Raw genomic sequence first — 22,185 nt, 5'->3', positions numbered from 1 at the left:
TCATCTTCCCTTCGGATTCCCGAGCGGTATCGGACAGGGTGCCGGATGAGACACTGTCGACCTATGAACAACTTTTCCGCATCCGAGAAATCCGGCCTCACAGCAGGGCTGGTCCTCACTGTTATGGCCTCCGTTCTAGCGGGGATCGCCTCGGACAACTTCGTCTCTGGTTTTGTGATCACCGCAATCGTGTGTGCGATCGCATTACTTGCGGCAACGCTCCTCGCTCGTTTCGTCAATACCCGTCGACGTCGATAACTCGCGTCGATCCCTTACGCGCCTGCTGCTCTAGAGTTCTGTTCATGCCGCATTCACGGATTCGAATCAAAGACGCGGCCGCGCTCCTCGGCGTCAGTGACGACACCGTGCGTAGATGGATCGACAACGGAACACTCGTCGCGTACAAGGACAACTCCGGTCGAAAAGTAGTCGACGGTGCCGCCTTGGCTGCATTCGCCCGCGAGCAGGCAACTCCTCCCCCGGATCCGACGGGCTCGGGAAGTTCGGCCCGCAATCGATTGGTCGGGCTGGTGACTGCAGTGACGTCCGACACCGTGATGAGCGAGGTCGAGATGCAGTGCGGACCGTTCACCGTCGTCTCGCTCATGAGCACCGAATCGGTGCGCACCCTGGGTCTCGAGCCGGGCAGAGTTGCGGTGGCCGTGGTCAAGGCGACAACGGTCATCGTCGAAGCAGGACTCGAAGAACAATGAGCGCGACTGTCGAGGTGAAACCGACGCGCTCCGGAAGGGGAATACGCGGCGGCAACGAGGTCCGAGTCGGTCTACCCAGGTGGATCTTCGTCCCCGCAGCGTTGGGTGCGTTGTTCGTCGTCACCCCGTTGCTGGCCATTCTGTTGAAGATCGATTGGCCGAACTTCATCGCCCTCATCTCCTCGGAGTCATCACGAACGGCATTACTCCTCAGCCTCCGGACGGCAGCTACGAGCACCGTCGTGTGCATTGTCATCGGTATACCGATGGCACTGGTGTTGGCCCGATCGGAGTTTCCTGGTCAGTCCATCCTCCGAGCGTTGGTGCTGCTTCCCCTCGTCCTTCCACCGGTCGTCGGCGGCATTGCCTTGCTTTACACCTTCGGTCGACTCGGCCTCCTCGGCGAGCAACTGGAGGCGTGGGGCATCGGCATCGCATTCTCCACGACGGCAGTGGTGCTGGCCCAGACCTTCGTCTCGCTTCCCTTCCTGGTCGTCAGCCTCGAAGGAGCATTGCGCAGCACGGGACGCGGATACGAGACCGTCGCCGCCACCTTGGGTGCGCGTCCGACGACAGTGTTGCGCCGGGTGACGCTCCCGCTCGTTCTGCCTGGACTGGTGTCGGGGGCCGTTCTTGCATTCGCGCGCGCCCTCGGCGAATTCGGTGCGACGTTGACCTTCGCTGGATCACTCGAGGGAGTCACGCGAACCCTGCCATTGGAGATCTATCTGCAGCGTGAAACCGATCCCGACGCCGCAGTGGCGCTCTCGCTCCTGTTAATCGTGGTGGCGACAGTAATCGTCGTTGCCGCCCGTGGGCGCCGGTTGGCCGGGGCGCTGTGAGCTCCATCCGCCTCATCGCCGAAGTCGCCGAACGTAACCTCGACTTCACCCTCGATGTCGACGACGGCGAGGTCATCGCGATTCTCGGACCGAACGGGGCCGGCAAGACTTCGTTGCTTTCGCTCGTGGCAGGTCTGCTCCGGCCCGACTCCGGACGAATCACCATCGGTGACGACGTAGTCACCGACACCGCCGGACGCACGTTCGTTCCAGCGCATGCCCGTGGCGTGGCCACGCTGTCACAGAACGCCCTTCTGTTTCCTCATCTCGACGCCGAAGCCAACGTCGCGTTCGCGCCCCGCAGTCGGGGGGTCGGTCGTCGCGAAGGAAGGGAGATTGCACGAACCTGGCTTGACGCAGTCGATGCACTCGACCTTGCGGATCGACGGCCTTCGCAGCTCTCGGGTGGGCAAGCACAACGCATAGCTCTCGCTCGCGCGCTCGCAGCGCAGCCTCGAGTACTACTCCTCGACGAGCCGATGGCCGCATTGGACGTAGCTACCGCACCCGTTCTGCGCCGATTGCTTCGAACCGTCCTGCGTGAGCAACGACGCACCGCACTCATCGTCACTCACGACCTCCTCGATGCGCTCGCCTTGGCCGACACGATTGTGGTCGTGCAGGCCGGCCGAATCGTCGAGCGCGGACCGACCACAGACATTCTCACCTCACCACGCAGTGAATTCGCCGCTCGGATCGCCGGAGTGAACTTGGTTCTCGGCGCTGCAGATTCTTCAGGTTCGTTGAGTACCGCGCAGGGCCTGACGATTCACGGACACAGTACGACGCCATCGGGTGCCGACGCAGTAGCTGTCTTCAGCCCGTCCGCGGTAGCAGTGCATCTCACCGAACCGCATGCCAGTCCGCGCAACGTACTACCCGTCACGATCGCCGCGATGGACGTGTACGGCGCAACGGTTCGTGTTCGGGGTACCCACGGCGGCCAGAGTCTCGTGGCGGACGTGACGGCAGCAGCGGTCTCGGAATTGGACCTGTCGCCTGGCATGGAGGTCTACTTCGTCGTCAAGAGCCAGGAAGTTGCTATTCATCCGGCCTCGCGTTGAATGTCGGCGCCCCCCAGCGCCCACCGACCCGAGAGCGTCCGTAGCACCACCGCGATCGCCCGCAGCGACACGAAAACTCCGAGACCGACCCAGATTCCGGTCAATCCCCAGTCCAGCACCAGCGACAACCAGATGAAGGGTAGAAAACCCAGCAGGGCACATGCCAGTGTGGCGGTCCGGAGGAAGGCTGCGTCGCCGCTACCCAACAGAACTCCGTCGAGGGCGAAGACGATTCCGGCAATCGGAATGATGGCGACGAATATCCACCAGATCGCGTGCATCTGACCCACCACGGCTGGGTCTGCGGTGAACAGCTCGGGGATCACCGGCATACCGGCCGCGAACATCGATGCCAGGACGATCGCGAACATGGTGGACCACGCGGTCAATCGCCAACCCAGCTTGGTGGCGCCACGGACGTCGCCTTTGCCCAGAGCAGCACCGACCAGTGTTTGAGCCGCAATGGCCAAAGAATCAAGAGTCAACGACACGAGATTCCACAGCAGCAGGACAACCTGATTGGCAGCGACAGCGGCCGCTCCGAACCGGGATGCCACTGCTGCAGCAGACAAGAAGCACGCTTGAAACGCCAAGCTACGCAGGACGAGATCGCGACCGAGAATCAACTGCACTCGCATCACCGACCACCTGGGCCGAAGCGGAACCCCCGCACGCGAAATCGCGGCGATGAACAGACACCCAGCGATCGACTGCCCCACCAGATTCGCCACCGCAGACCCGAGAAGTTCCATCCGCGGAAACCCGAGCAGACCGTGTACCAACATCGGGCACAGCACGCCCGAGACCAACAGCCCGAAAACTACGAAACGGAGCGGCCTCCTGGTGTTCTGGACACCCCTCATCCACCCGTTGCCCGCCATCGAAATCAGGATGAAAGGAACACCGAAGACAGCGACCCTGAACCACGCGGTAGCTTCATCGGCAATCTCGCCGCCGCCACCGATGACAGAGAGAATCGGAGCCGCCAGAATCTGCATCACGGCAACGATCGCCACACCCAGCGCAACGGCGAGCCACGTCGCTTGGACGCCCTCACCGACCGCGTCCTCCTCGCGTCCTGCACCGTGCATTCGAGCGGCACGCGCAGTTGTGCCGTACGAGAGAAACGTCAATTGCGTGCTGACCTGAGTCAGAACCAGACCGCCGACGGCCAGTCCAGCGAGCGGAAGCGCACCCAGCCTGCCCACCACTGCCGCGTCGAAAAGCAAGTACAGCGGCTCAGCCGCAAGGACACCGAGCGCCGGGAGGGCCAAACCGAGAATTCTGCGCGGAGACGCCTCCGCCGAAGCAGTGGATTCGACCAAGATCGATCAACCGAGTGCGGCGATGAGGGACGCGACGACGTCGGACTTGGAACCAGTAGCTGTGTAGCCCGAAGCTTTACGATGGCCGCCCCCACCGAGAGACGTCGCCACAAGGGAAACGTCGACCTGCGTCTTCGCGCGCAACGACACCGTCCAGTCGTCACCACTCTGCTGTTTGAGTACCGCCGCCACCTCGGCTTCGGTCGCAGTGCGGACGATGTCGATGACGCTCTCGATCTCTTCCGAGCGGAGGCCGGCGGAATCTTCGCGCAGGATCGCGGTATAGACGAGCCCGCGTCCGCCCGCCGCGTCCGGAACCAGCTCTGCCGCTCCGAGAACCGATCCCAACATCGGCAACCACGCGAACGGATGCGTATCGAGCAACTTCCTCGTCAGCGCAGCCCCGTCGATACCGGTCGCAAGAAGACGTTCGGCAAGAGTATGGGAGCCGGGCTGAACCCAACGAAACGATCCGGTATCGGTGACAAGACCGGCAAACAGACATTCGGCCAGATCTCGATCGATGTCGACATTCCATGCGTCGAACAGCCGAGCGATCACCGCGGTGGTCGACACCGCGTTCTCGTCGACCACGTTCCAGGTGCCGAACCGAGTATTGGACCGATGATGATCGATAACGAGAGTTGCGTGTGCAGCATCGATGCGGTCGGACAGCGCCCCGAGTCGCCCCTTGCTCCCGGCATCGACCGTGACCACGAGATCGACGTCGACTCGGACGTCGCCGGCCGGTACCAAAAGCTCGCGGCCCGGTAGCGCGTCCATCGACCCCGGCAGCTCGGCAGGTGTCGCAAACGACACCTGCACGTCCACTCCACGACGCGAAAGAACCAACCCCAGTGCGAGACCGCTACCGATGGTGTCGGCATCCGGCTGGATGTGACACAGCACGGTGACGGATCGAGCAGCCTCCAACAGTTCTATCGCATGAGCGAATTCGTCCTGCGTCTCTGCCACAGGCCGGGCCCCCGGAGTCGTCGTCACCTCTATCAGTCCACGTCGGTCGACTCGGAACCGTCGACCGTCTCCCGCGGCGCCTTGTACGGATCGGCCTCACCCGCAGGCTTGGCCGAGGCTGCCGCCCTGGCGACTTCGCTGTCGGCGAGGCGTGCACGCTCGAGGAGGTTTTCCATATGACGCGCAGTGTCCGGAACAGTATCGGTCACGAACGTCAACGACGGTGTGAAGCGAACACCGGTCCCTGCACCGACTTTCGACCGAAGTACACCTTTGGCCTTCTCCAACCCCGCAGATGCAGCCTGAAGATCCGGGGCGGTATCCAAGTCTTCGCCCATCACCGTGTAATACACGGTTGCGTCGTGCAGATCCGCTGTCACCTTGCAATCGGTGACGGTCACGAACGCCAGACGGGGATCTTTGATCTCATGATCGATCGCCGTGGCGACGATGGCGGCAATTCGCTTGGCGAGCTTGCGAGCTCTCGCTGGATCCACCATGTCAATCACGCTCCTCATAGGGTCCGAGTCAGTCCTCGGGACCGAAAATTCTTCTTCTGACCGCCAACAATTCCAGATCTTGTCGCTCCGCGATATGCCGTTCGCATTCGTCGAGCTTGTCGTGCAACCCGTCGATATCCGACCCGGCAGCCGCAATTCCGAACAACGACCGCCGAAAACGCCCGAGCTCACCCGTCTCCGCGGCCGAAACCCCGAAGCGGTGTAACTCCGTGAGAACAGGATCGACCTTCGAACGCTTCTCAACGAGCGAACGAACGTCGCCCAACAACACGTCCAACTCGAGCGCCCCCAGATACACGCGGCCATCCTTACTCAGGTTCGAACGAAGAGCCGGCGGCGGTACTGACATACCGCCGCCGGCTCCTCGATCTAGTGCAGTGTTACTCCCCAATGCTCCACTACGGCACTACTGCTGCGAATCGACTAGTCGCGAGCCTTTTCACGGAGCTCGTACGCCTCGACGACATCGCCAACCTTGATGTCCGAGTACGTCACCGTGAGACCGCATTCGTAGCCCTCACGCACCTCGACCACGTCCTCCTTTTCCCGCCGAAGCGAGGAAATGGTGACGGTCTCGGCAACCACCTTGTTGTCACGCAGCAGTCGTGCTTTCGCATTGCGACGGATGGTACCCGAGGTGACGAGACAACCAGCAATACTTCCGACCTTCGAAGAACGGAACATTGCACGAATCTCGGCCTGGCCGAGCGCAACCTCTTCGTAGACGGGCTTGAGCATGCCCTTGAGCGCGCTTTCGATCTCGTCGATGGCCTGGTAGATCACCGAGTAGTACCGGATGTCGACGCCTTCACGGTTGGCCAGCTCGGTGGCCTTGCCCTCCGCTCGAACGTTGAATCCGATGATGATCGCGTTCGATGCCGACGCCAGGTTGACGTTTGTCTCCGTGACGCCGCCGACACCGCGGTCGATGACGCGCAGTTCGACCTCGTCGTCGATCTGGATACCGACCAGTGCCTCTTCGAGAGCCTCCACGGTTCCCGAGTTGTCACCCTTGAGGATCAAGTTCAGCTGTGAGGTCTCCCTCAACGCTGCATCGAGATCGTCCAGGCTGATGCGCTTACGAGACTTCGCGGCAAGCGCATTGCGCTTGCGAGCGTTGCGTCGATCGGCGATCTGACGGGCAATGCGATCCTCGTCGACGACCAACAGGTTGTCGCCTGCACCGGGCACCGACGTGAAGCCGATGACCTGCACCGGACGGGACGGCAATGCCTCGATGACATCTTCGCCGTGCTCGTCGACCATTCGACGGACGCGACCATAGGCATCACCGGCGACGATCGAGTCACCGACACGCAACGTTCCACGAGCGATGAGCACGGTCGCAACCGGTCCACGACCACGGTCGAGGTGCGCCTCGATGGCGACACCCTGAGCGTCCATGTCCGGGTTGGCACGCAGATCCAGTGAGGCATCTGCTGTGAGCAACACAGCTTCGAGAAGTGCGTCGATGTTGGTGCCCTGCTTCGCCGAGATCTCGACGAACATGGTGTCGCCGCCGTATTCCTCGGCCACAAGTCCGTACTCGGTCAGCTGCTGCCGGATCTTGTCCGGGTTTGCGCCTTCCTTGTCGATCTTGTTGATCGCCACCACGATCGGGACATCTGCAGCTTGCGCATGGTTGATCGCTTCGACCGTCTGCGGCATGACACCGTCGTCGGCTGCAACAACCAGGATCGCGAGGTCGGTTGCCTTGGCACCTCGAGCACGCATGGCCGTGAAGGCCTCGTGACCAGGCGTATCGATGAAGGTAACCAAACGCTCGTTGCCTTCGAGTTCGGTAAGCACCTGGTAAGCACCGATGTGCTGGGTGATGCCACCGGACTCGCCTTCGCGGACCGTGGTGTTTCGGATCGAGTCCAGCAGTCGCGTCTTGCCATGGTCGACGTGACCCATGACCGTGACGACGGGAGGCCGCTGCTCCAAGTCCTCTTCACCGCCGGCGTCCTCGCCGTAGGTGAGGTCGAATGCGTTGAGCAGTTCGCGATCTTCGTCCTCTGGGCTGACGACCTGAACGACGTAGTTCATTTCGCCGCCGAGCAGTTCGAGGGTCTCGTCGTTCACGGACTGAGTGGCAGTGACCATCTCGCCGAGGTTGAACAAGGCTTGTACGAGTGCTGCTGGGTTCGCATCGATCTTGTCCGCGAAATCCGACAGCGACGCGCCGCGGGCGAGACGGATGGTCTCACCGTTGCCGCGTGGCAACCTGACGCCGCCGACAGCGGGTGCCTGCATGCTCTCGTACTCGGCGCGTTTTGCCCGCTTCGACTTGCGACCGCGGCGAACTGCTCCGCCGGGACGACCGAAAGCACCTGCAGCTGCACCACGCTGACCTGGACGGCCACCGCCGCCGGGACGACCGCGGAAGCCACCTGCGGGAGCTCCACCTGCGGGAGCTCCACCTGGAGCACCCGGTGCGCCGCCACCGCGGTAACCGCCGGCGCCTGCTCCACCTGGACGACCACCTGGAGCACCGCCGGGACGGCCGCCGGGGCGGCCTGCCGCTGGGCTCGGACGTGCCGAACGGGTCGGCATCGCGCCGGGGTTGGGACGAGGAGGCATGGAACCCGGGCTCGGACGAGGTCCGCCCGGGCCCGCTGGGCGAGGGGCGCCCTGACCAGCCGCGGCCGGACGTGCACCGCCCGGTGCTGCCGGACGAGGTCCACCCTGACCCGGAGCAGGTCGACTGCTACCGCCCGGGCGTGGTGCGCCCGATGCGGGACGCGGGGCAGGACGCTCGGCGGGAGCGGACGAATACGGGTTGTTACCGACACGCGGAGCCTTGGGGCCCGGCTTGGGGCCGGGTGCGCCAGGCTTGGGACCTGCCGGGGCAGGCGCTGCTGTGGCCTCTGTAGTGGCGGCGGCCGGTGCTGCAGGAGCTTGTTCTGCCGGAGCAGCTGGAGCCGGGACGGATGGTGCCGGAGCGGCCGGTGCGGGCGCCGGGGTCGATACTGGCGCTACGGGAGCCTCGGCTGCGACTGGTTCCTGCGCCACGGGAGCAGCAGGAGTCGGGCGCGGGGTCGGCTTGGGTCCGGGGCGAGGTCCGCCGGGCTTGGCAGCCGAAGCAGGCTTCGGCGCGCTGCCACTGGCCTGTTCGCCGCCGCCACTGGCCTGTGCGCCGTTGGGAGCACCGGTGTCCGGCTTTCCGGCCGGGAAGGATTCACGGACGCGACGCGCTACTGGCGCCTCTACCGTGGACGATGCGGATTTGACGAACTCGCCTTGCTCTTTGAGCCGTGCGAGTAGTTCTTTACTGGTGACACCGAGTTCTTTAGCCAACTCGTGTACGCGGGCCTTACCTGGCACTGCTCTCCTCACTGAGAGGCCGAGCGAGGAATGGTGCCCGCACGACCTCGGGTTAACTCCGATGGACGTTCATCGTTGGTGCTTCACGGTGTGCTCATCAGTGCTGTTGCCTGTTCTTCTCGAGGGGTGAATCTCTGTCGTCGTCTCCTTCGAGAAAGGAGACGACCGCTGACGAGTCGGTAGATCCCGACACGCGTAGCGCTCTACCGAATGCACGGCGCCGTTCTGCATTCTCCAGACATCTCGGGTCGAGATGCAACCATGCACCTCTACCGGGAAGCCTGTGGTCGACATCTGGCACGATCACCGATTCCGTGGAATCTCGATCACGAACCACAACTCTCAGCAGACCGGCGGCCGGAGCTCGCTCCTTGCACCCGACACATGTTCTCACCGGCTGACGGACTGCCGCCGAACCGATGCTCTCATGACTCAGGGCAGAGAGTTCATTCCGAACCATCGACCACTCTACCGCTGTATTGCCTCGAACTCCGCATTCCACCCTTACGCGCTGGTGGACTCGGGTGCCGTGGCCGCGTCGCTGCGGATATCGATGCGCCAGCCGGTCAGCCTCGCTGCCAGCCGGGCGTTCTGTCCTTCTTTACCGATCGCGAGCGACAGTTGATATTCCGGGACGACCACACGCGCGGCACGAGCCTCGGCATCCACGACCGTGACCGACACAACCTTCGACGGAGACAGCGCATTCCCGACGAAGGTCGCGGGATCATCGTCGAAGTCGATGATGTCGATCTTCTCACCGGCCAGTTCGCTCATCACGTTGCGCACTCGCTGACCTATCGGCCCGATGCACGCACCCTTGGCGTTGAGACCCGACACCGTGGATTTGACTGCGATCTTCGATCGGTGACCGGACTCGCGCGCAACAGCGACGATCTCGACCGACCCGTCGGCGATTTCTGGAACCTCGAGTGCAAACAGCTTGCGCACGAGGTTGGGGTGGGTACGCGAGAGGGTGATCTGCGGTCCGCGCTGCCCCCGGGCGACTCCGACCACGTAGCACTTGATTCGTTCGCCGTGCTCGTAACTCTCACCTGGCACCTGCTCTGCAGGCGGCAGCACGCCGTCTGCGCCGTTCGCATCGCTGCCGATCCGCACGATGATCGTACCCTTGGCATTTGCTCTGGTGTCCCGCTGAATGACCCCGCCCACGATCTCACCCTCGTGCGTCGCATACTCGCCGAACGAGCGCTCGTGCTCGGCGTCACGCAGACGCTGCAGGATTACCTGCCGGGCCGTCGTCGCAGCGATACGGCCGAACCCCTGAGGGGTGTCGTCCCACTCCGAGATGGTGTTGCCGTCACCGTCGATCTCTTTCGCCATCACTCGCACCGAACCTGTCTTGCGATTGACGTCGATCCACGCATGGGGCTGATGGCCCTCGGTGTGCCGGTAAGCGGTCAACAGGGCGGACTGAATCGTCGAGATGACGGTTTCGATCGACACCCCCTTGTCCGCTTCGATGGCGCGTAACGCCGCGATGTCGATATTCACTTGTCGGACCCTTCTTCCGGTGTTTCCACGTTCACTATCTCGTCGTTGTCAGCAGGAGCAGGCCTGCCGTCGACAACGCCGCCCGCCAGCTCCATCTCGTCTGCCTTCGGCTTCGAGAATTCTACTTGCACAACAGCCTTCACAACATCATCGAGCTCCACGACTCGGGTCGCGAGAACACCCTTGTCACGAGTGACCACAGTGAGCGATCGGCCTTCGAGGTGACCGACACGTGCGTCGAACTTTTCGTTCTCCAACTTGAATCGGACCACCCGTCCGCGTGCGCGCCGCCAATGGCGATCCTCGGTGAGCGGACGATCGACTCCAGGAGTGGTTACCTCGAGGGTGTAAGGAGCATCACCGAAATCCGACACCGCGTCGAATATGTCGGAGATCTCACGGCTGAGCGACGGCAACGTGTCGAGGTCGATCCCCTCTTCGCGATCGACCATGATGCGTACGGCACTGTGCTTACCTGCCGAGACCACGTTGACATCTTCCAAATCGAACCCACGGCTGGTCACCAGGTCGGACAGGAGTGCGATGACCCTCTCCTTGGACGGAACAGGCATCGTTGCGAAAACTCCTCGTTCAGTTGTGGTCGGACCCCACCAGCAGTGTGATCGAATCCGTAAGTGGCGAACGCACAGCCTAACGCCAACGGGAAGCGTTCGTGACCAGCCTGGGTGCACGAGATGCAGAATGCACCTGGCACGATGTTCCCGTGTCGACGTTCGCTCTCCCCCGCACCCTCAGCCGCCGTGGCGCACTGCGCTTGACCGGTGGCGCCGCTCTCACCGCAGTCGGGCTCGCCACGACTGCCGGATGTTCCTCCGACACCGACCCCGGCCCGCAACTCGACACTCTCACCAGCCACCTCCGACTTGCGCGTCGCGACGCAGCCGCCGCAGGCGCCCTGATCGCGCTGAGCCCCACCCTGGCCGGGCCCTTGAGCGTCGTCCAGACGGAACGAACGGCACACGCCGACGCCCTGTCCGCTGAAATCGATCGCGTGGCGGGTCACACCGCGGAAGAGAGCGCAACCACGTCGACCACATCGACGCAGGTTGCAGTGCCGCCACCGACCTTGGAGGAACTCGAGGCCGATCTCAATGAATCTCAACGGGGCGCAGCGGACTCGGCGAAAAGCGAATCCGGTTATCGCGCAGGCCTGCTGGGGTCGATCAGCGCAGCCTGCGCCGTCGAACTGGCGGTGGTGTTGCCATGAGCGATCTCGGCATCGAACAGCAAGCACTCGTCGACGCGTTGAACGCCGAATACGCCGCGATCTTTGCGTACGGCGTCGTCGGCGCATTCTCGAATCCGGCCCGTGGGGGCCTCATCGCGGCGGACGCTGCAGCGCACCGCGCACGTCGAGACGCAACCCTCGATGCGTTGCGCGCCGCGAGCGTCACCCCACCGCTTGCCAGCCCGGCATATTCCATCCCGTTTCCGGTCAACGATCCCGTCACGTCGGCGCAGCTTGCCGCCCAGGCCGAGATCGACACTTCGATCGCGTGGAGGTCGGTCATCGAGCGCAGCGAGTCCGGCCCCACGCGGGAGACCGGAGTCACTGCGCTCACAGAAGCCGCGTTACGACTGGCGAACTGGCGTGAAATCCTGGGTGTAGCTCCGCCGACCGTCCCGTTCCCCGGGCAACCGTGAACCGCTGCCGACTCGGCTGAGTCAGCCCCTCATTTCGTACGCGCCGTCGTAGGACACTACTTCGGACCACACTGCGTCGAAGCGAGCGAGATCGACCACCGGCTTGCGGATCGCGGCAAGCGCCCACGCCTGCTGCGCCTCGGTAGAGGACGGCTTACCGTGCAGAGCAACTGCGTAACCGGAGAAGTCACGAATTTGAAAGTCGAAGATCTGATCGAGCAACTCGGTGGAGACCTTCTCGGCCGATTCCAGAATCAGGTGGCCGTAGACGATCAACGAGAACAGGTGCCCCACATTGAGTAGGAAGTCCAGATCCTTCTGCTGGGCTTCATCCGGTGCGGTGTCGGTCAGGAACGTCTTGAAGGCCGAAGCCTGCTCGTAGAACCGTGCCACGTTGGGAACATGTGAAAATTTTTCGTACGTCGACTCCCAGTCGTGGAATCGCACTTTCCCCGCTCCGCGGGCGGGACCCTGAGCGAAGAAGAACGCGTCGTCGGAAGCGTCGTCACGTGTGTCGACGTCGGGGTAGACCAACGGGGCGAACATGTATGCCGGCATGAACTTGAGCATGAGCGCGACGTTGACGTGCACCGTGCCCTCGAGCTTGGGAAGGGTTCCGATCATCTGTGCGGCCTCACGAAAGTACGTGTTCTTCTCGTATCCCTTCGCTGCGATCACATCGTGCAGCAACCTGACCACGGTCTCGCCTTCGGAGGTCACCTTGGCCTTGGTCATCGGGTTGAACAGCAGGTATCGCCGATCCTCGAGGCTTGCGGACCTGAAGTAGTCGACTGCCCGCCCACTGAAGAGCTTCATCGCGATCAGTCGCGAGTAGGCGTCGACGAAACTTGCACGCACATGCGGAAATTCGGTAACCCGGTTGCCGTAGAGAACCCTGTTGTGCGCGTGCGTGATCGATTCGTAGAACGCGTGCTCGGTGATGCCGATCGAACCCGTGCAGAGGTTGAACTTACCGACGTTGACGGTATTGAGAGCGGCGGAAAACGCGTCTGCACCAATGTGCAAAATGTCCTCGGCTCGGACCGGGTAGTCCTCGAGGGTGAACGTGCTGACGAACATTTGGCCGTGAATCACGTTGTCACGTAGAACATATTCGGGATGACTACTGTCCGCGACGAAGAACACGTAGGCATCCGCCCCATCCAGGTCGGTGCGGCGACCGAACACCGAGACCATGCCTGCGACGTTGCCGTTGCCGATGTAGTACTTCTCCCCCGACGCCCGAAACGTGACGCCCTCTTCGTCCGAGGGCCGCAGCAACATATCCGTCGAGTAGACGTCGGCACCATGGGCGCGCTCGGACAGCCCGAACGCCATCACGGACCCGCCGTCCAGCGCTCGCGCTGCACGGCGCTTGGCCTCCTCGTTCTCGCTCATCCAGATCGGTCCGAGTCCGAGTACGGTGACCTGCCAGGCATACCAGTAGGACAGTCCGTAGAAGCCGAGGATTTCACTCAGGGCAGCATTACGAGAGGCATCCCATCGCTTGTCGGAGTCGCCCGCGGCATATGCCGCCGGCGTCGAAAACGTCGCGAACAACTTCTCCTTGGCAACGAAGTCGAGGAAGTCGCTGGTCCAGACGGCTTCGAGGTCGTCGGCGAGCAATCTGGCCTTACCTCGATCCTCGAACCAGTCGATCAGCGATCGCAACTGGCGCCGCGTTTCGTCGTCGAACTGGGTCGGATCGTACGTCGCGGGATCGAACAACGTGAGGTGGGCCATGTGGTCACCTTTCCTAGTCGGCTGCCCCGAAGCTACCAGTCAGTAACAGACCCGAACCGCCGAACCACACGATCACAATTTTCCACGTACCGTTTCGACGATGTCGGCGACAGCGGTCTCGGTATCGAGGTCACGGCTCTCACCGGTGAAGCGGTCACGGAGTTCGACCTTGCCCTCGGCCCATCCCCTACCGACGACGACTACGACCGGCACTCCGATAAGTTCGGAGTCCTTGAACTTGACACCCGGCGATGCCTTCCGATCGTCGAAAAGCACGTCGAGGCCCTGCGCGTCGAGTGCCGCCGCAATGGACTCGGCACCGGCACGTGCCGCTTCGTCCTTGTTGGCGATGACCAAGTGCACGTCTGCCGGAGACACTTCTGCCGGCCAACGCAGCCCCTTGTCGTCGTGCATCTGCTCGGCGACGACGGCGACCAGACGCGAAACGCCGACGCCATAGGAACCCTGGACGAGGCGAACGGGCTTGCCACTCTCGCCGAGTACATCGACCTTGAAAGCGTCGGTGTACTTGTAGCCGAGTTGGAAGATATGGCCGATTTCGATTCCGCGCGCACTGACCAACGGGCCGCGGCCGTCCGGCGACAGGTCACCGTTGCGTACCTCGGCGGCTTCGATGGTGCCGTCCGGGGTGAAGTCTCTTCCGGCCACCAGGCCCACTACATGCTTGCCCTTGATATCAGCACCGGTGATCCACGACGTACCGTCGACTACACGGGGGTCGACGAGGTAGCGAACGCCGTTGGCCTGCAGCGCACGTGGTCCGATGTAGCCCTTCACCAGGAACGGATTGGCCTCGAAGTCCGCGTCGGTGAGCAGCGCGAATTCGGCAGGCTCAAGGGACGCTTCGAGGCGCTTCTCGTCGACCTCACGGTCGCCGGGCAGGCCGACCGCGAGCAACTCCCACTCCCCTTCTGCGTTGCGCACCTTGAGCAGAACGTTCTTCAACATGTCCGCGGCGGTGACTGTGCGGCCGAGATCGACCGAATTGGCCCACTCGACCAACGTGGCAATGGTGGGTGTGTCACCCGTCTCGTGATCGACGGCGGCAGGCTGCCCCTCGATCGGCAACGATGGCGGCGCGGGAGTCGTGACGGCTTCGACATTCGCCGCGTAGCCAGATTCGATGCACCGCACGTATGTGTCTTCACCGATGTCGCTCTCGGCGAGGAATTCCTCGGATGCACTTCCGCCCATCGCGCCGGATGTCGCCGCCACGATGACGTACTTGACCCCGAGCCGAGCAAAGATCTTCTGGTAGGCCTCGCGGTGTGCCGCATAGGACCGCTTCAGCCCGTCCTCGTCCATGTCGAACGAGTAGGAGTCCTTCATGACGAACTCGCGTCCGCGCAGAATGCCCGCGCGCGGGCGTTCCTCGTCGCGATACTTGGTCTGGATCTGATAAAGCGTGACCGGCAGGTCCTTGTACGAGTTGTATTCACCCTTCACCATCAAGGCGAAGAGTTCCTCGTGGGTGGGACCGAGCAACATGTCGTTGCCCTTACGGTCCTTCAGCTTGAACAGTGCGTCGCCGTAATCGGTCCATCGATTGGTGGTCTCGTACGGCTCGCGCGGCAGCAACGCCGGTAGCGAGATCTCCTGCGCACCGATCGCGTTCATCTCTTCACGAACGACTCGTTCGATCTGGCGCAGCACTCTCAGGCCGAGCGGCAGCCAGGAATACACACCCGGCGCGATACGACGAACGTAACCTGCACGAACCAACAGCTTGTGGCTGTCGACTTCGGCGTCGGCGGGGTCGTCACGAAGAGTGCGGAGGAAGAGCTGCGAAAGACGGGTGATCACGGGGTACGAGCGTAGTCGGTGCTCCGCGGGTGGGTAACGTTGCTCCCCGTGCTGATTCTGCTGCCCCCATCCGAGACCAAATCGGACGGCGGCGACGGCTTGCCCCTGGATCTGGAAGTTCTCTCGCTACCCGAGCTCGATCCGCTCCGACAGAAGTTGGCGGACGCGCTCGTGGAGCTGGCCGCCGATCCCGAGGCATCGGCGGCCGCGCTGGGTCTGGGACCGACCCAAACCGGAGAAAGCGAACGTAACGCCGCCCTGTGGCGTTCCCCCACGACACCCGCGCTGAGCCGCTATACCGGCGTCCTCTACGACGCTCTCGACGCGCGTTCGTTCACGAAAGCCGGTCGTGCTCGGGCGGCGGCAAGGTTGTGGATCGGATCTGCATTGTTCGGGGCCATACGTGCATACGATCCGATTCCGTACTACCGACTGTCCGGTGGATCGACGATCCCTGGCTTCGGCACCCTTCGGTCGTATTGGAAGCCCGAGTTGGCGGACGCGGTGGCTTCGCAATCCGATGGACTGGTCGTCGACCTTCGTTCGGGTACGTACCAGCAACTCGGCCCGGTGCCGGGGGCCATCACGGCAACGGTGCTGACCGAGAAACCCGATGGCAGCAGATCTGTGGTGAGCCACTTCAACAAGCATCACAAGGGCGTGCTGGCGCGTGCGCTGACACTGACCACTGCTGAGCCGAAGAACGTGCGTGCGGTGGCCCGAGTCGCATCGCGGGCCGGCTTGAGCGTGGAAGTCGCCTCGGCGACCGAACTGATCGTCCTCACCCGATGAACCCGGTCCCGGATTTACTTCGGCAAGGCGCCGACGTGTCCTATGGCAAGAGTCGGGATCTGCGGCGCGTGGACGAAGTCGTCGATCGTCTGATCGCGTTGGAGGACCACGACGCCTCGGCACTGGCTTCGTTGGCGCTGACGAACATGATCGAGACGATGTACGAGGCGGGCTGGCAACCGTTCGACCTTCTGCATATCGTCAAGCGTCAGCAAACGCTCCCGGTGTCCTCGCTCGCCGCTAGTGTCCTCCTTCACCAATCGGATCTGACGAACGCGCACGAACGGGCGCCCGAGAACTGGGTCGACCAGCTCTCCGACATCTGCGCGGCCTATCCGAAAGCTGCAGGGCCACTGACAGCCTCACCGAGTTTTCTTGCTGCACTGCTGAAGTCGAGTGGCAAAACGGATTACATTGCTGCCAACGATCAGTGGATTGCGGTACTTACGCTGCTGGGCCAATGGCAGACGCTCCCGCGATGGCCCCGAATCGGACCCTTTCCGTCGCAGTGGCCGGTTCGGCGGGCCGGCCGAACCGCGAAGTCCGGGCCGGCGAGCGGATCTCCCAACACCAAGATGCTTGGCAAGATCCGCGGCCTGCTCGCCAAGGCCGACGCCACCGATTTCGAGGAAGAGGCAGAGACACTCACCGCCAAGGCGCAGGAGTTGATGACCAGATATTCCATCGATTCGCTGTTGCTGACCGAAGGAAATGTCGATGTGATCAGCAGACGTCTGCATGTCGACAACCCCCATGCACCGCCCAAAGCCCAACTGCTGCATGCGGTGAGCACGGTCAACCGAGTCAAGAGCATCTGGGATCCGGAGTACGCGATTGCAACTCTGGTCGGTTCACCCCTCGACATCGAGCAGACGGAGATCATGTTCACTTCGTTGCTGGTTCAGGCGACGCGCTCACTGTCGCACTCCCCTATAGCCAAACGACGTAAAGGTTCTGCCTCGGCAGCATTCGGCAAGGCCTTTCTCTATGCATACGGGGTCAGGATCGGCGAACGACTCGGTGAGGCCGATGCGCACGCGGTGGAGGAAGCGTCGGAACAATCCGGCAACCTACTACCGATACTGGCGGCTCAGACGGTCGCTGTGGAGCAAGAATTCGACCGACTTTTCCCACGGGTGCGGACCATGCGCGGTCCGAGGTTGGATGCCGAAGGATGGGAGTCGGGGCACGCGGCAGCGGACGACGCGGATTTGGTGTAGCAAGACGACATTCGTTTCACGAGTACCGCGTACAGCAGGCCGTCCGAGCACCGGGTATAGCCTCGGTTCGGTAGGCAGGTACCGGCAGGCAGAATGGCCTGGTGTCCTCGAACTTCGACCATACGATCAACCGCGCATCCGACCTGCTTCGGCCGCGAGGGAACCAGACTTGACCGCGCCAGGAGTCCTCGGCATCTAGCCGCGGACTGCGCATCGACGGCTACGTCGACAGCACATCTTCCTGCGCAGCCTGGGCTTGAGCAACCTGCTGCGGGGTGAACTTGATGAAGAACGCGGCGAGTCCCGCGACGACCGCAGCCACTGCACAGCAGAACAGGGCGAACATGTAACCGGAGCTCAGTGCATCGAGTTGGGTTTCGTTCATCAGGGTGGCCGGGCCGGTGGTTCCGCCGAGGGAGATTGTTCGCGAGGTGACCAATGCACCCACCACGGCCAGTGCAACGGGACCACCCAAGGTCTGAGCCACCAGAGCGATTGCTGTCAGTGGGCCGATCTCGGTCGCTCGGACCCCGGCGATGGCACACAGCGGTAGCGGTATCGACGCCATCCCGACGCCGAAGCCGATCCCGATGACCGGGAAGAAGATGCCGGGGAAGTACGACGAGTCCGCGTTCATCGTCGCGACCGAGAACAGCAACCAACCCACCATGATGGCGCTGCCCGACATGACCAACCATCGCGGCTGTATTCGAACTACGAGCTTCGAAGTGATGAACGCTGCAGCGCCCAAGCCGAATGCGAACGGAACGAACGCCAGACCCGCATTGAGTGGGCTGTAACCGAGGATGTCCTGGACGAACAGCGCGACGAACGCGGCGAGGCAGAACATCACTCCGCCTGCGAAGAAGATCGCGACAAAGGTGGCCACGCGGTTCTTGTTCGCGAACAGGGAGAACGGCAACAGCGGGTTATCGGCCCTCCGCTCGACGACCAGGAACAGTCCGAGCAGTATCAGTCCGCCGAGCAGTGAGCCGACGACGAGCGGGCTCGACCATCCCAGTTCGGTTCCCTCACTCAAGGCAAGCACGACACCCGTGCAGCCGAGCGTGCCGAGGATCGCCCCGGGGAAATCGAGGGCAAGCCGAACGCCCGCAGTTTCCTTCAGCGACACCATGGCCAGAATGGCGATTGCAATGCCGATGGGCACGTTGATGAGGAAGATCCAGCGCCACGAAACCTGGGTCAAGGCGCCGCCGATGATGAGGCCTGCGATGGATCCGACGCCGGTCATCGCCGCATAAATCGCAATTGCCTGATTCCGAACCGGTCCTGGCGCAAAGGTCGTCGCGACCAAGGCGAACGCCGTCGGCGACGCTACTGCCGCTCCAACCCCCTGCAGGGCACGCGCAGCCACCAACGTTGCCTCGTTGATGGCCAACCCACAAAGAAGAGATGCCACGGTGAACAGGACGACGCCACCGAGGAACATTTTCTTTCGACCGAACGCATCACCGAGTCTTCCACCGAGAAGCATCAGTCCGCCGAAGGCCAATGCGTACGAGGTGAGAACCCAGTTGCGGCCGGCATCGCTCAAGCCCAGATCCGCCTGAAGTGGCGCCAATGCCAGGTTTGCCACCGTCCCGTCGAGAACCACCATCAGCTGAAGGCCGCTGAGCACGATGATCGCCAGGCCGAAAGCCCTGGTCGTCACCGGGTACACGATGTCCGTCGTGGGCGCTGCGGGCTGCGATTGGTCAGGCACGGGAGTTCACGTTACCGAGGGTCTACGGAGAAACCCGCAACGGTTCCAATTACGACAATTGCCGGTGGGCGAATTCCCTCTTCTTTCACGCGTCGGCCCACCGTCGCGAGATCGGCTCTGACCTCACGCTGAGTGCGCATCGTCCCCTCCTGCACTACCAGCACCGGCGTCGAGGCAGGTCGTCCACCTTCGATGAGCACCGCAGCGAATTTGTCGATGCGTTCGACCGCCATCAGGAGCACGATCGTGCCCTTCAATCGTGCGAGCGCTCCCCAATCGACCAGTGAGTCGGGGTGTTCAGGGGCGAGGTGGCCGCTCACGACCACGAACTCGTGGGTGACGCCGCGGTGCGTTACCGGAACGCCTGCCGCCGACGGCACCGAAATCGCGCTCGTAATTCCGGGGACCACCGTCACCGGTATCCCGGCCTCGGCGAGAGCCTCCAATTCTTCGTATCCGCGACCGAACACGTACGGGTCGCCGCCCTTGAGGCGGACAACGAACTTGCCGGCCTTGGCTCCATCGATCAATGCTTGATTGATCGCCTCCTGTGCCATTGCGCGGCCATACGGAATCTTCGATGCATCGATGACCTCGACGTGTGGGCCCAATTCGGCAAGTAGCTCCGGTGGCGCCAGACGGTCGGCTACCACGATGTCGGCATACGCCAGCAGTCGGCGGCCGCGGACGGTGATCAGATCGGGATCTCCCGGACCTCCGCCGACGAGGGCCACGCCGGTCAGTGGAACGTGCGCCGAATCGGTGATCAGCCCCGACTGGAGAGCTTCGAGAACTGCGTTGCGCACCGATGCCGAGCGCCGGTGCTCACCGCCGGCCAAGACGCCGAGAGTGAGTCCGTCGTAATCCGCAGATGCCGGGGTGACGGCGGTTCCGTCTCGAGCGATGTCGGCGCGAACGCAGAAGATCCTCGACTTCTCGGCTTCGGCCACGATCGCTGCATTCGTCTCGGCCTCGTCGGTGCAGGCGATGGCGTACCAGGCTCCATCGATGTCGCCAGGGGCGAAGTCACGCAGTTCCATCGTCACCTGACCAGCGGTTGCCATCGCTTCGACGGCCGGAGTCGCAACCCGGGTGATGACGTGCACTTCGGCGCCGGAAGAGATCAACAGGGGCAGTCGCCGCTGCGCGACGGTCCCGCCGCCGACCACAACGACGCGTTTGCCTGACAGATTCAGGCCGACGAGGTAGGGAGAATCAGTCGCATCCACGAGAGCAAACGCTACCGCGCCCGCGCGACTCGGGTTTCGTCCCATACTGGCTCGTCGGATTCGTAGACGTGACCGTCGGATCCGAAGACCAAGAACCGCTCGAAGCTGCGGGCGAACCAACGGTCATGGGTGACCGCGATGACGGTCCCCTCGAATGCCGCGATGGCGTCTTGGAGGGCGTCCGCCGACATCAGATCGAGGTTGTCGGTGGGCTCGTCGAGAAGCAAGAGCGTCGCACCGGACAGCTCGAGCAACAGGATCTGAACGCGCGCTTGTTGGCCACCGGACAAGTTGTCGTAGAGCTGTTCGGCAGCACGGGCGAGTCCGTAGCGATCGAGTGCCCGACTCGCCGCCTCGCGACCCATGCCGTCACGATGCTCGTTGCCCAGGTGCAAAATGTCGAGCAAGGTGTTGCCGTTCAAGTCGGGGCGGGTGTGGGTCTGAGCAAACAACCCGGGGCGCACGCGAGCGCCCAGAACTGCCGTGCCCGTGTGAGGGACCGGATCGAGGACGAGTTCGGTGACCGGTTCGTGCTCCCGTTCGGGATCGGTGCCTCCTGCGGCCAGCAACCGCAGAAAGTGCGACTTACCCGAACCGTTGGACCCGAGAACCGCGACTCGGTCACCGAACCAGACTTCGGCGTCGAACGGTTTCATGAGCGACGTCAGCTCCAGAGCGGTGCATACCAGCGCGCGTTTCGCGGTGCGACCGCCGTGCAGTCGTACCGTGACCTTCTGCTTGACCGGCACTGCTTCCGGTGGGCCGACGTCTTCGAACCGCGCAAGCCGCGTCTGGGCCGCGTGATAGCGGGCGGCGATACCGTCGTTGAACTTCGCTTTCTCCCGAAGGCGCAGGACGAGCGCACGGAGTTTGATGCGCTCTTCGTCCCACCGACGACGAAGCTCGTCGAGTCGGGCATTTCGATCCTCGCGAGCGTCGTAGTAAGTCTCGAACCCGGCACCGTGCACCCATGAGGTCGCGCCGTTGACTCCCGGCTCGAGCGTGATGATCCGGGTAGCGGCGTTGGCGATGAGTTCACGATCGTGGCTGATGAAGAGGACCGACTTGTCGGACTCGCGAATGGTCTTCTCCAACCACCGTTTGCCCGGTACGTCCAGATAGTTGTCCGGCTCGTCGAGCAGTAGCAACTGATCCGGTCCTCCGAACAGGGCTTCGAGAACGAGACGCTTCTGTTCGCCGCCACTGAGAGTCGAAGCGGCACGCCACTTCGCCCGGTCGAACGACATCCCGAGCGCGGCCATCGTCGCCTTGTCCCAGAACGGCTCCAGGTCGTACCCGCCGACGTCGCCCCAATCCGACAGCGCGCCGGCGTATTTCAGTTGAGTCTTCTCGTTGTCGACGTCGATCATCGCGTTCTCGGCATCGTCGAGTGCTTTCGCTGCGGCACGGACCCCCGGCTGCGAAACGGACAACAGCAGATCCTGCACCGTCGAGTCGTCGCGCAATTGACCGACGAACTGGCGCATCACTCCGAGCGAACCCGAGCTGGCAACGTTTCCGTCGTCGGGTGCGAGATCTCCGGCCACGATCCGTGTCAGCGTGGTTTTTCCAGTGCCGTTCGGACCGATGAGAGCGGCCTTCGCGCCGTCTCCGACTCGAAAACCGACCCCGCTGAGCAATTGTCTGCCGTCGGGAAGAAAGTAGTCGATGTCGGTGAGTTCGAGGTGAGCCACGGGGACAAATCCT

Annotated in this window: 21 protein-coding genes; 8 read left to right on the top strand and 13 right to left on the bottom strand. The window is 63.0% G+C overall.

From position 1 onward, the window contains the following. Positions 1 to 63: 63 nt before the first annotated feature. Genes O1W68_RS11395 through O1W68_RS11380 form a run of 4 tightly spaced genes read left to right on the top strand, consistent with a single transcriptional unit; the run spans position 64 to position 2,619 of the window. Positions 64 to 258 (top strand): hypothetical protein, encoded by a 195-nt coding sequence (locus O1W68_RS11395; protein ID WP_269303587.1) that lies wholly within the window; start codon positions 64 to 66, stop codon positions 256 to 258. Between the two features lie 44 nt (positions 259 to 302). Continuing rightward, a complete protein-coding gene (locus O1W68_RS11390) occupies positions 303 to 713 on the top strand; it encodes a TOBE domain-containing protein (RefSeq protein WP_269303586.1) in 411 nt (136 codons plus the stop codon). Then, entirely contained in the window at positions 710 to 1,555 is an 846-nt protein-coding gene (locus tag O1W68_RS11385; RefSeq protein WP_269303585.1) for an ABC transporter permease, read from the top strand. The genes O1W68_RS11390 and O1W68_RS11385 overlap by 4 nt, the downstream gene beginning before the upstream one ends. Then, a complete protein-coding gene (locus O1W68_RS11380) occupies positions 1,552 to 2,619 on the top strand; it encodes a sulfate/molybdate ABC transporter ATP-binding protein (protein ID WP_269303583.1) in 1,068 nt (355 codons plus the stop codon). Before O1W68_RS11385 ends, O1W68_RS11380 begins: the two co-directional genes overlap by 4 nt. Here the strand turns inward: O1W68_RS11380 and O1W68_RS11375 are convergent. From O1W68_RS11375 to rimP, 8 genes are all read right to left on the bottom strand, one after another. Further along, complete coding sequence (locus O1W68_RS11375) at positions 2,601 to 3,944, bottom strand: MATE family efflux transporter (RefSeq protein WP_269303581.1); 1,344 nt, start codon at positions 3,942 to 3,944, stop codon at positions 2,601 to 2,603. The genes O1W68_RS11380 and O1W68_RS11375 overlap by 19 nt on opposite strands. Before the next feature lie 6 nt (positions 3,945 to 3,950). After that, positions 3,951 to 4,946, bottom strand: a complete 996-nt coding sequence (locus O1W68_RS11370; protein ID WP_442972330.1) for a DHH family phosphoesterase — start codon at positions 4,944 to 4,946, stop codon at positions 3,951 to 3,953. A gap of 5 nt (positions 4,947 to 4,951) precedes the next feature. Further along, positions 4,952 to 5,419, bottom strand: coding sequence for a 30S ribosome-binding factor RbfA (rbfA, locus tag O1W68_RS11365; RefSeq protein WP_269303578.1), 468 nt, complete (start codon positions 5,417 to 5,419; stop codon positions 4,952 to 4,954). Positions 5,420 to 5,447: 28 nt separating this feature from the next. Further along, the gene (locus tag O1W68_RS11360; protein WP_269303770.1) at positions 5,448 to 5,738 is read right to left on the bottom strand and encodes a DUF503 domain-containing protein; all 291 of its coding nucleotides are present in this window, start codon (positions 5,736 to 5,738) and stop codon (positions 5,448 to 5,450) included. A 125-nt stretch (positions 5,739 to 5,863) separates the two neighbouring features. Beyond that, positions 5,864 to 8,767: a translation initiation factor IF-2 gene (gene infB / locus O1W68_RS11355; RefSeq protein ID WP_269303576.1), complete on the bottom strand. Its 2,904-nt coding sequence runs from the start codon at positions 8,765 to 8,767 to the stop codon at positions 5,864 to 5,866. 97 nt (positions 8,768 to 8,864) lie between these two features. After that, positions 8,865 to 9,227, bottom strand: coding sequence for a YlxR family protein (locus O1W68_RS11350; protein WP_442972329.1), 363 nt, complete (start codon positions 9,225 to 9,227; stop codon positions 8,865 to 8,867). Positions 9,228 to 9,271: 44 nt separating this feature from the next. After that, complete coding sequence (gene nusA, locus O1W68_RS11345) at positions 9,272 to 10,282, bottom strand: transcription termination factor NusA (protein WP_269303574.1); 1,011 nt, start codon at positions 10,280 to 10,282, stop codon at positions 9,272 to 9,274. Beyond that, entirely contained in the window at positions 10,279 to 10,854 is a 576-nt protein-coding gene (gene rimP, locus O1W68_RS11340; RefSeq protein WP_269303572.1) for a ribosome maturation factor RimP, read from the bottom strand. Before rimP ends, nusA begins: the two co-directional genes overlap by 4 nt. Positions 10,855 to 10,955: 101 nt before the next feature. Between rimP and O1W68_RS11335 the strand changes: the two genes are divergently transcribed. Together O1W68_RS11335 and O1W68_RS11330 are read left to right on the top strand one after the other, a co-directional pair. Then, positions 10,956 to 11,510 (top strand): hypothetical protein, encoded by a 555-nt coding sequence (locus O1W68_RS11335; protein ID WP_331283584.1) that lies wholly within the window; start codon positions 10,956 to 10,958, stop codon positions 11,508 to 11,510. Further along, positions 11,507 to 11,947, top strand: coding sequence for a ferritin-like domain-containing protein (locus O1W68_RS11330; RefSeq protein ID WP_269303570.1), 441 nt, complete (start codon positions 11,507 to 11,509; stop codon positions 11,945 to 11,947). Before O1W68_RS11335 ends, O1W68_RS11330 begins: the two co-directional genes overlap by 4 nt. A gap of 21 nt (positions 11,948 to 11,968) precedes the next feature. Here the strand turns inward: O1W68_RS11330 and O1W68_RS11325 are convergent, their stop codons facing one another. Then, the gene (locus O1W68_RS11325) at positions 11,969 to 13,690 is read right to left on the bottom strand and encodes an acyl-CoA dehydrogenase family protein (protein WP_269303568.1); all 1,722 of its coding nucleotides are present in this window, start codon (positions 13,688 to 13,690) and stop codon (positions 11,969 to 11,971) included. A 72-nt stretch (positions 13,691 to 13,762) separates the two neighbouring features. Further along, positions 13,763 to 15,514, bottom strand: coding sequence for a proline--tRNA ligase (locus tag O1W68_RS11320; RefSeq protein WP_269303566.1), 1,752 nt, complete (start codon positions 15,512 to 15,514; stop codon positions 13,763 to 13,765). Between the two features lie 48 nt (positions 15,515 to 15,562). Here O1W68_RS11320 and yaaA point away from each other — a divergent pair, with 48 nt between their 5' ends. Together yaaA and O1W68_RS11310 are read left to right on the top strand one after the other, a co-directional pair. Beyond that, complete coding sequence (gene yaaA, locus O1W68_RS11315) at positions 15,563 to 16,306, top strand: peroxide stress protein YaaA (RefSeq protein WP_269303565.1); 744 nt, start codon at positions 15,563 to 15,565, stop codon at positions 16,304 to 16,306. Beyond that, complete coding sequence (locus tag O1W68_RS11310) at positions 16,303 to 17,526, top strand: DUF2786 domain-containing protein (protein ID WP_269303564.1); 1,224 nt, start codon at positions 16,303 to 16,305, stop codon at positions 17,524 to 17,526. The genes yaaA and O1W68_RS11310 overlap by 4 nt, the downstream gene beginning before the upstream one ends. A 220-nt stretch (positions 17,527 to 17,746) precedes the next feature. Here O1W68_RS11310 and O1W68_RS11305 read toward each other — a convergent pair whose 3' ends face one another. Genes O1W68_RS11305 through O1W68_RS11295 form a run of 3 tightly spaced genes read right to left on the bottom strand, consistent with a single transcriptional unit; the run spans position 17,747 to position 22,172 of the window. After that, entirely contained in the window at positions 17,747 to 19,249 is a 1,503-nt protein-coding gene (locus tag O1W68_RS11305) for an MFS transporter (protein WP_442972328.1), read from the bottom strand. Between the two features lie 11 nt (positions 19,250 to 19,260). Further along, a complete protein-coding gene (gene cobA / locus O1W68_RS11300) occupies positions 19,261 to 20,478 on the bottom strand; it encodes a uroporphyrinogen-III C-methyltransferase (protein WP_442972327.1) in 1,218 nt (405 codons plus the stop codon). Positions 20,479 to 20,489: 11 nt separating this feature from the next. Beyond that, entirely contained in the window at positions 20,490 to 22,172 is a 1,683-nt protein-coding gene (locus O1W68_RS11295) for an ABC-F family ATP-binding cassette domain-containing protein (protein WP_269303561.1), read from the bottom strand. Positions 22,173 to 22,185 lie beyond the last annotated feature (13 nt).

This window comes from Rhodococcus sp. H36-A4, assembly GCF_027158005.1.
Lineage (GTDB): Bacteria > Actinomycetota > Actinomycetes > Mycobacteriales > Mycobacteriaceae > Rhodococcoides.
This window is presented reverse-complemented; position numbering and strand designations above follow the sequence as displayed.